Raw genomic sequence first — 8,770 nt, 5'->3', positions numbered from 1 at the left:
CCCCAGCAGGGCGCGGCCCCCGTGCGCCCACCGCAACCTCCCCCGGTCAACCGGGGGTCGATGGTCTTCGGGCAGGCCGGATCCGCACCGCAGCCGCCCGGCGGCCAGCCCCAGCACGTCCAGAACCAGCCCGCCTCCCACCAGCAGGTGCAGCGCGGAGCACTGCGCCCGCTGCCGCCGCAAGCCCAGCCGCCGCAGGCCCCGGCCACCCCGGAACCGCAGCAACGGCCGCTGCGCCACGGCCCGCGCAACGCCGACGTGGTCGCCTTCGTGCTGCACCAGTTCCCGATCGGCTACATGCCGGTCGCCGCCGACCAGGCCAGTCGCCAGCTGCCGGTGCACGACGCGCCCGAGAACCGCGAGGGGCTGAACTTCCCGCCGCAGGACCACCCCCGCTCCGACCTGGTCGACGACACCGACGCCCTGCGCCGCGCCCAGAACACCGCGCTGTACGAAGAAGCGCGCCGCAACCGCGCCGAACCCGCCGAACCCGCCAAAACCCCGGAAGAACTGCTCGCCGCGCACGAACCGCTCGGCGAGCTCAGCGAACTCGACTGGGAACGCCGCTACGAGATCCGCGACGGCGAGCACACCCGGCACCGCTGGCCGCGAGCCGAGGAGTTCCCGGAAGGCGGGTTCGAACCGGGCGAGGCCGTCGTGCTGGAACCGGACGCGGTCATCGACCTGTTCGGCACCGGCGACGGACGGCTCTTCTGCGCCGCCGCAACGCCTTTCGCGCACCGCTCGCTGCCTCCCAACCACGCGGAGCGGGACTACCGGCGCTACCGGCTGCTCCGGCCGCTCCCGGTGTGGCGGTCGGTGGCCGCGCCGTGGTTCGAGCAGCCCGGCCGCGGAGTCCGCTACCGCACCACCTACCCGGCAGCCGACCTCGTCGGGCTCGGGTACCTGGTGGAACTGACCAAGTCCCGGGAGCTGTCGGAGGCCTCCACGCTGCGCCTGGTGCTCACCGGCACCACCGCCGGCGAACCACCCCCGGACCAGCACGATCGGCAACAGGAGAGCCCGCGATGAACAGCGAATCGGTACTCGGCTGGCTGATCGCGATGGGAGTGCCCGAAGAACTGGTCTCCATCGGCGCCGAAGCCGACGACGCCTGGTGCCTGCTGCGCACGGAATCCGAGAGCGGACCCGGCTGGGAGGTCTTCTGGCGAGAGCAGGGAAACCGCTACGACTGGGCCGGCTTCAGCAACGAGCAGGTCGCCTGCTTCTACCTCTTCGGGCGGCTCACCTGGACTCAGGCGCTGCGCGGTGTGGTCGGGCCGGTCGACGTCACCAACACTCCTCCTCAGGGGACTCCTGTTGTTCGGTGAGTCCTTCTGGGCGGTCTTGAACGAGCCTTTGGTTTTGGGGGGCAGAGACCTTTACTGACAACTGCTCAGTGGTCTTGTTGATCGGCGGTGCCAGAAGCGGAACCTGAGCGGCTCTCTGGCTCCGGGATCCGAGACTTGTGTATGTGTCCAATCACGGCGCTACGGCTGTCCTCCCCAGAGAGCCGCTGGCGAACCCGCGGCGGTGCCGGTTGCTTTGGTGGGGCAAGGAGAAACCGGCTTCGCCGGTTGCCTGACGGGTATCGGTGTCCGTGTCTGTATCCGGCAATTGGGTATGGGGTGTCCGGTGTTTGAGTAGTGCTACGGATGTCCTGGGGGCTTGTTGGCTGGAGCATGTCGGCATGTCGCAACCGCACCAGGGGGACACCCTCCAGTTGGTCGCTGGTGAGCTCGCCGCGATCGGGCAGCGCCTGTCGTACCTGGGCAGCGTGCTGCAGACCGAGTCGGCCACCCGGCCCCAGGAGACTCCCGCGCCACCGGCCGCTCCGCAGCAGCCGCCCGCGGAACCGCTCCCCGCCTACCCGACGCCGACCGCGCCCCGGCGTCGGATCAGGCCGAACCTCGAACCGAGCCGCGTGCTGGCCTCGGTCGGTGGCGGCGTCACCCTGCTCGGCGTGGTCTTCCTGCTGGTCCTGGCCGTCCAGCAGGACTGGCTGGGCCCGGCCGCGCGAGTCTCCGGCGGAGCCGCGCTGGCCGCGCTGCTCATCGCCGCCGGTGGGTGGGTGCACCGCGAGGCCGCCGAACAGCGCATCGCCTCGATCGCGCTGGCCACCACCGGTTTCGCGGCCCTGTTCCTCGACGTCGTCGCCGCGACCACGCTCTACGGCTACCTCCCGGCCCCGGCCGGCCTGGGGACCGGTCTGCTCGTCGCGATCGGCGGACTCGTCCTCGCCGACCGCTGGCAGGCGCAGCCGCTGGCGATCGGCGTCGTGCTCGGCTCCGCCATCTGCGCACCGATGATGACCCAGGGCGCCGACGCGCTGCTGATCGGCTTCGTGGTGCTGCTGCAGGTCGCCGCCGCCCCGGTTCAGGTGCGACGCGGCTGGGGCGGACTCGCGCTCGCCGCGGGCATCCCCACCGTGCTGGCCGCGCTGGTCGGCGCGTTCTGGGGACTGGCCTTCCCGCACCCCGTGCTGGTGCCCGCGATCCTGGTCGCCGCCGTGCTGGGCGTCGTCATCGCCGCCGTGACGGCCGGTTTCCGGCCCGCCGCCGAACGCACCGCGATCGGCCTGCTCGTCGCCGCACCGACCCCGTCCTTCCTGGCCGGCCCGATGCTGCTGGAACGCGCCGAGGCCACCGCGACCGGCGCGGGAATGGCGCTGCTGCTGGCCGCGATCTGGGCCGTCGGCCGCTCCCTGCCCGCCTTCGCCGACTGGCTGCCCGGCCGCTTCCTGGCCGCCGTCGGAGCGATGGCCGTCGTGGCCACCGGGCAGGCGACGATCACCGCGCTGGACGCGTCGAGCTGGGCCACCGGCCTGCTGTGCGAGGCGCTGCTGCTGACCGTCGCCGGTCACCTGCTGCGGCGCGGCGGAATCATGCTCGGCGCCGCCTGCTACGCGGTGTTCGGGTTCTTCCTGGCCCTGGCCAACGAGGTGCCGATCAGCGCGCTGCTGTTCTCCGACGAGGGCACCGGCGTGGCCGGCCTGGTCGCGGGCCTGCTGATCGCCGCGGTGGCGGTCGCGCTGCCCACCGCCGGGGTGCGGATCGGGAAGGTCGCCGGCCTGCCGTCCTCGCTGCCGCTGTGGGCCTCGGCCGCGCTGGCGCTGCTCTACGGCACCGCCAGCGCCACGATGGCCGCGTGCCTGCTGGTCAGCGAGACGCGCGCGGCGTTCCTGACCGGCCACATCCTGATCACCCTGTGCTGGGTGGTGTTCGCGATCGCCCTGCTGCTGCGCGGGGTCCAGGTCCGGCACCTGCGCATCGGCGGCCTGGTGCTCACGGCCGTGTCGCTGGCGAAGCTGCTGCTGTTCGACCTGGCCACGCTCGACGGCTTCGCCCGCGTCATCGCGTTCCTGCGCGCAGGCCTGATCCTGCTCACCGCAGGAGTCGGCTACGCCAGACTCCTCACCCGCCAAGCAGAACCATCGGTGTGATGCGCGGATGTGGTCGTTCTGCTGAGCGGCGCAAGTAGGGGAACCTGAGACGCCGTCTGGACTCCGTGCGCCACTCCTGATGTACGTCCATGCACGGCGTCGCGGCGTACTCGCCAGACGACGTCTCAGAACCCCCGGCGGTGCGAGCTGCTCAGCTCTCACCCGTACGACGAAAGTGGCTCCGCCACTGCGAAACGCTCAGCGCTCCAGCAGGCGCAGGGCTTCTTCGTGGAGGTGGCCGTTGGTGGACAGGGCGTTGCCTCCGTCGTAGCGGGCGACTCCGGAGAGGTCGGTGAACCTGCCGCCGGCCTCCTCCACGAGGATCTGCGCCGCGGCGACGTCCCACGGGTTGACGATCGGTTCCGCTGCGATGTCGATGACGCCCTCGGCGACCAGGCAGTGGTGCCAGAAGTCGCCGAACGCACGGTTCTCCCAGCAGGCGTCGATCAACCGCAGGTAGGACTCCCGCGAGTGGTGCTCCACCCAGGTGCCCAGGTGGGTCGTGGACACGTAGGCGTCGGCGGTGTCGCGCACCCCGGACACCGAGATCCGCTCGGGCTCGCCCCGACCGGTCCGGCACCAGGCGCCTTCGCCCGCGGCGGCCCACCAGCGCTTGCCCAGCGCCGGGGCGCTGATCATGCCGACCACCGGGCGCTGGTGGTCGACCAGCGCGATCAGCGTGGCCCAGGCGGGCACGCCGCGCAGGAAGTTCTTGGTGCCGTCGATCGGGTCCAGCACCCAGGCCCGGCCGTCGCCGGTCGTGCCGCCGCGCTCCTCACCGGCGACGACGTCACCGGGACGGTGCTCGGCGAGCACCTCGCGCACGGCGTCCTCGACGGCCAGGTCGGCGTCGGTCACCGGGGTGCGGTCGGGTTTGCGGTCGACGCCGAGATCGCGGGCGCGGAAGCGCGCCGTGGTGATCGAGTCGGCAACATCGGCCAGCTGCTGGGCGAGATCGAGATCGCTGGTCACGTCCCCAGACCCTAGTCCGTGGCCACCGGTGACCTGGCGAGGGCGGTGGCGGTGGTGATCCGCCGAGCCTTTCCGGCGTCCTAGCCGCACCGCTCGGCGAAGGAACTCCGGCGCAGGCTCTAGTCTGGGATGCGTGAGCGTGGTGTTGCTGGCAGAAGATGATCCGGCCATCGCGGTGCCGCTGTCCCGGGCGCTGCAACGCGAGGGCTACGCGGTGAAGGTGATCGCCGACGGTCCGTCGACGCTGCACACCGCCGCCGAGGGTGGCGTTGACCTGCTTGTCCTCGATCTGGGGCTGCCGGACATGGACGGCCTGGAGGTGTGCCGCAGACTGCGCGCGCAGGGCCGCGGACTCCCCGTCCTGATGCTCACCGCGCGCACCGACGAGGTCGACTTCGTCGTCGGCCTGGACGCCGGTGCCGACGACTACGTGGCCAAACCCTTCCGCCTCGCCGAGCTGATGGCCCGCATCCGCGCGCTGCTGCGCCGGGGCGCGCCGGAAACGGTCGAGGCCTCCGGGGTGCGCCTGGACCTGACCGCCCGCCGGGTCCTGGTCGACGAGCACGAGGTGCAGCTGGCGAACAAGGAGTACGAGCTGCTGCGGGTGCTGATGCAGCACGCGGGCCAGGTCGTGACCCGCGAGGAGATCCTCGAGGAGGTCTGGCCGGAGTCCGACCGCAAGGGCAGCAAAACCCTCGACATGCACATCTCGTGGCTGCGCCGGAAGCTCGGCGACGGCAACGGCCGGCTCGACGAGACCCGCATCGCCACCGTGCGCGGTGTCGGTTTCCGCTTCAACTCGGACTAGGAGCAGCTGAGGAATGCGGCGAAGCCGGTGTTTCAGGTGTGGGACTCAGCCCGCACCGCCGCAGGTTCTGAGCGGTTTCGCGGTGAGCACGCCGCGACGCCGTGCATCGGCATGGATCAGGAGTGGCGCGCGGGGTCCAGGGAGCCGCTCAGGTTCTGCCACCGGCACCGCCGAGCACAGCAACCCCCTCAACAGGATTTAGTCCTCGATGCGTCGCCGGATCTTGCAGGCCACTCTGCTCGCGGTGGCCGTCACCACCGTCGTGCTGGGGCTCCCGCTGGGCTTCAGCGCGCTCAAGCTCGTCCAGGACCTCACCGGTGCCGACCTGTCGACGCGGGCGCAGCAGATCGCGACGCTGCTCGACGAGCAGGTCGCCAACCAGCGCCCGATCGACCTCAACGCCGTGCGGCTGGCCGTTCCCGGCGGGGCTCGCCTGGTGGTGCGGACCCAGGCGCACGACTACGTGTACGGACCCGATCCCGGTGAGGATCCGCTGGTCCAGAGCGTGCCGATGGTGCAGAGCGGCACGGTGACCATCGCCGCTCCCAGCGCTCCGGTGCGCACCCAGCAGCTCCAGGTCGCCGGGCTGGTGCTGATGCTGGTCGTCCTGTCCGCGGGCACCGGCATGATCGTCGCCTCGGTGACGGCGCGACGGCTCGCCGATCCGCTCCGCCACGTCGCGTCGCGGGCCGCGCGGCTCGGCGCGGGTGACTTCCGGCCCGATCCGCAGCGGCACGAGGTGCCCGAGCTCGACCGGGTCGCCGACGCGCTCGACGCCTCCGGCGCGGCGCTGTCCCAGCTGGTGCAGCGGGAACGCGAACTCGTCGGCGATGTCTCGCACCAGCTGCGCAGCCGCCTGACCGCGCTGCACCTGAGGTTGGAGGCGCTGGCGGCGGTCGACGACGCCGACGTCTCCGAGGAGGCGGGCGCCGCGCTGGAGCAGGCCGAGCGGCTCTCCGCGGTGCTCGACGACCTGCTGGCGGCGGCGACCGCCGCCCGCGCCCGCGACGCCGAACCGCTCGACGTGACCAGCCTGCTCAACCAGGTCGCCGACGAGTGGCGCGAACCGCTGCGCAACCACGGCCGCACCTTGCGGCTCAAGATCGGTGACGAGCTGCTGGCGCGCGCCACCCCCGCGCGGCTGCGGGAAGCGGTCGGGGTGCTGCTGGACAACGCACTGCGGCACGGCGAAGGCCCGGTCACGCTCACCGCCAGGCACGGCGGTGGCACGGTGCTCATCGAGGTCTCCGACGCCGGATCGGGCGTGCCGGACGAGCTGGTCCCGCACGTCTTCGAGCGCGGCTTCTCCGGGCACGGCTCGACCGGGGTCGGTTTGGCGCTGGCCAGGGCGCTGGTGGAGGCCGACGGCGGTCGCCTGGAACTCAGCCAGGCGCGCCCGGCGATGTTCGAGGTGTTCCTCCCGGTCGCGCGAGCCGACGACGTGCTGGGCCTGCTGTGGAAGCCGGAACCCACCCCGCGCTGAACCTCAGCGGGCCAGCGCCCGGTCGTTCTCCGGGGTGCCCTCTTCGTGGTCGGTGGGGAAGACCCACTTGCGGAAGGCCCACCAGCGGAACGCCATCCCCAGCAGCAGACCGACGATCTGCCCGGCGGTGAAGTCGGCGATCTCCTCGATCAGCCTGCTCGTGTAGGGCGTCTGCAGGTGGAGCACGTAGCGGGAGACCCACAGCGGCGCGGAGTACAGGCCGACTCCGATGCCGCTGATGATGAAGTACAGCGTCGCCTCGTGATGCCTGCGATGACCGCCGCGCGTGCGGAACGACCAGTCGCGGTTGAGCACGTAGGACACCAGCGTCGCCACCAGCACCGCGATGACCTTCGAGGTCACGGGTTTCGGCGAGAGGATCGTCAGCTTCAGCGCGTAGAAGATGCCCGTGTCGATGAAGAAGGTGATCGCGCCGACGACCCCGAACTTGAGCAGCTCGCGGTAGCGCAACGCGAAAGCCCGGTACGGCTGCGGGACCCGCGCGAGTACCGAATCTGCAACGGACACCCCTCGAGTCTACGGAGGCGCCGCGCGTCCCCGGGCCAGGACCGGAGTACGCCACCTCACTTCTCGCGGCTCGCCCCGCCCCGATCGGCGGTCGGATCGGGGCCGGGACGAGCGCTGAGCAGGTCAGGAACCCGACGTGGGGGTGCTCGACGTCGTGGTGCTCGACGTGGTCGGGCGCGACGTGGTGGACGACGACGGTGGTGCGGTCGTCGTCGACGGAGGCGTCGACGACGAGCTCGGAGTCGGGCTCGGCGGCGGCGTCGTGGTCGTCGTCGGTGGTGGTGCGGTCGTCGTCGTGGGCGGGACCGCGGTCGGCGACGGCTGCGGCGGCGGGAGCGGGCGCTCGTGCGACGGCGGGCGGCAGTGCCCGTGCCCGTGTTCCCACGGCCGGTCGTGACCGTTGCCGTGCCCGTGCCCGTGCCCGTGCCCGTGACCGTTGCCGTGCCCGTGACCGTTGCCGTGCCCGGGCGGCCACGGCGGCTCGCCGGTGTGGCCCGGCGGCCACCCCGGTGGGCAGCCCGGCCGGGTGCTGGTCGTCGTCGACGTGGTGGTGCCGGTGGTGGTCGGCGGCGGGGTCGGTTCCGGTGGCTTCGGCGGCCGCCAGGGCGACCACAGGTGCAGCGCCACGGCCTGCCGATCGGTCGCCTCGCCCAGCGTCGCGGTGATCGGCACCCAGACGTCGTGCCGGTGACGTCCTTCGACGGTCACCGCCTCCGGGTCGTGCACCGGCCACCACGGGTGGCCCGGGTGATCGCGGTCGCTGGAGACCCACAGCTCCCGGTAGAAGCCCTCGTTCGGCGCCAAACCGTCCTCGGCGCAGGTCACGACGCGGCCGACGGCGGTGCAGCCGGTCGGCACGACGTCGGCTTCGGCGCCCTCGGGCAGCTCGGCCACCACTTCCGCGCGACCGGTGCTGGTGCCGGTGTTGCGGACCCCGATCGCGACCCGGCTGATGTCCATCCACGGCTGGTCCCACGCCCAGGCGTGGAGATCGACCCGGTCGACGGGCTTCGGCGGTGCGGGCGGTGCGGGCGGCGGGGGTGCCGGTGCGGGCTGCACGATCACCGGAACCGCGGGCAGCCGCAGATCGATCTGGCCCCCTGCGCTGATGGACACGGTGATCTCGCCGCCGGTCGCCGACTCGTCGGCCCGCACCAGGTAGTCGAAGACCATCGACTCACCCGGTTGCAGGCCCCGGTCGGTGGTGCAGGTGACGGTGCCGCGCGAACCGTTGCAGCGCACCGCCGGAGCACCGGCGGCCTGCGTCCGCACCGAGGCGCTCTGCGGCGACGTGCTCGCGGGCGTGGTCGACGCGGCCTGGGGCGCGGTGCTCGCCGGGCCGGACACCGCCGCCGGGAGCTGCGCGGTCACGCCCGGGGGCAGCGCCATCGTCGAGGTGAGCGGCACCGAGGGACCGGTGCCGCCGTTGATCACCCGGATCGGCACCGACACGGGCGCACCCCCGGCGACCAGCTGCAACGGCTGCGAGGGGCCGGTCGCGTTGAGCGAAGGCGCCACAGCCGGCGGAGGTGGCGCC

The 8,770-nt window shown here is 72.3% G+C and carries 7 protein-coding genes and 1 pseudogene; 5 read left to right on the top strand and 3 right to left on the bottom strand.

The annotated features are described in order from the left end of the window. From E1202_RS30485 to E1202_RS30475, 3 genes are all read left to right on the top strand, one after another. A partial coding sequence (locus tag E1202_RS30485) for a TNT domain-containing protein (RefSeq protein ID WP_207919006.1) occupies nucleotides 1-1,032 on the top strand: 1,032 nt, incomplete at its 5' end. Further along, the gene (locus E1202_RS30480) at nucleotides 1,029-1,331 is read left to right on the top strand and encodes a hypothetical protein (RefSeq protein WP_132686768.1); all 303 of its coding nucleotides are present in this window, start codon (nucleotides 1,029-1,031) and stop codon (nucleotides 1,329-1,331) included. The genes E1202_RS30485 and E1202_RS30480, both read left to right, overlap by 4 nt. Nucleotides 1,332-1,690: 359 nt before the next feature. Next, complete coding sequence (locus tag E1202_RS30475) at nucleotides 1,691-3,442, top strand: DUF2339 domain-containing protein (protein WP_132686767.1); 1,752 nt, start codon at nucleotides 1,691-1,693, stop codon at nucleotides 3,440-3,442. 198 nt (nucleotides 3,443-3,640) lie between these two features. On the opposite strand, the gene hisN is transcribed toward E1202_RS30475, so the two are convergent. Further along, nucleotides 3,641-4,414, bottom strand: a complete 774-nt coding sequence (gene hisN, locus E1202_RS30470) for a histidinol-phosphatase (protein ID WP_235879123.1) — start codon at nucleotides 4,412-4,414, stop codon at nucleotides 3,641-3,643. A 133-nt stretch (nucleotides 4,415-4,547) separates the two neighbouring features. Between hisN and E1202_RS30465 the strand changes: the two genes are divergently transcribed. Together E1202_RS30465 and E1202_RS30460 are read left to right on the top strand one after the other, a co-directional pair. Beyond that, entirely contained in the window at nucleotides 4,548-5,222 is a 675-nt protein-coding gene (locus E1202_RS30465) for a response regulator transcription factor (RefSeq protein WP_132686765.1), read from the top strand. Nucleotides 5,223-5,430: 208 nt separating this feature from the next. After that, on the top strand, nucleotides 5,431-6,705 hold the full coding sequence (locus tag E1202_RS30460; protein WP_132686764.1) for an ATP-binding protein: 1,275 nt from the start codon (nucleotides 5,431-5,433) through the stop codon (nucleotides 6,703-6,705). Between the two features lie 3 nt (nucleotides 6,706-6,708). Here E1202_RS30460 and E1202_RS30455 read toward each other — a convergent pair whose 3' ends face one another. Both E1202_RS30455 and E1202_RS31965 read right to left on the bottom strand, forming a co-directional pair. After that, the gene (locus E1202_RS30455; protein WP_132686763.1) at nucleotides 6,709-7,233 is read right to left on the bottom strand and encodes a GtrA family protein; all 525 of its coding nucleotides are present in this window, start codon (nucleotides 7,231-7,233) and stop codon (nucleotides 6,709-6,711) included. A 123-nt stretch (nucleotides 7,234-7,356) separates the two neighbouring features. Further along, a pseudogene (locus E1202_RS31965) lies at nucleotides 7,357-8,770 on the bottom strand (hypothetical protein); the annotation flags it as partial.

The organism is Saccharopolyspora karakumensis (genome assembly GCF_004349225.1).
GTDB lineage: Bacteria > Actinomycetota > Actinomycetes > Mycobacteriales > Pseudonocardiaceae > Saccharopolyspora > Saccharopolyspora endophytica.
This window is presented reverse-complemented; position numbering and strand designations above follow the sequence as displayed.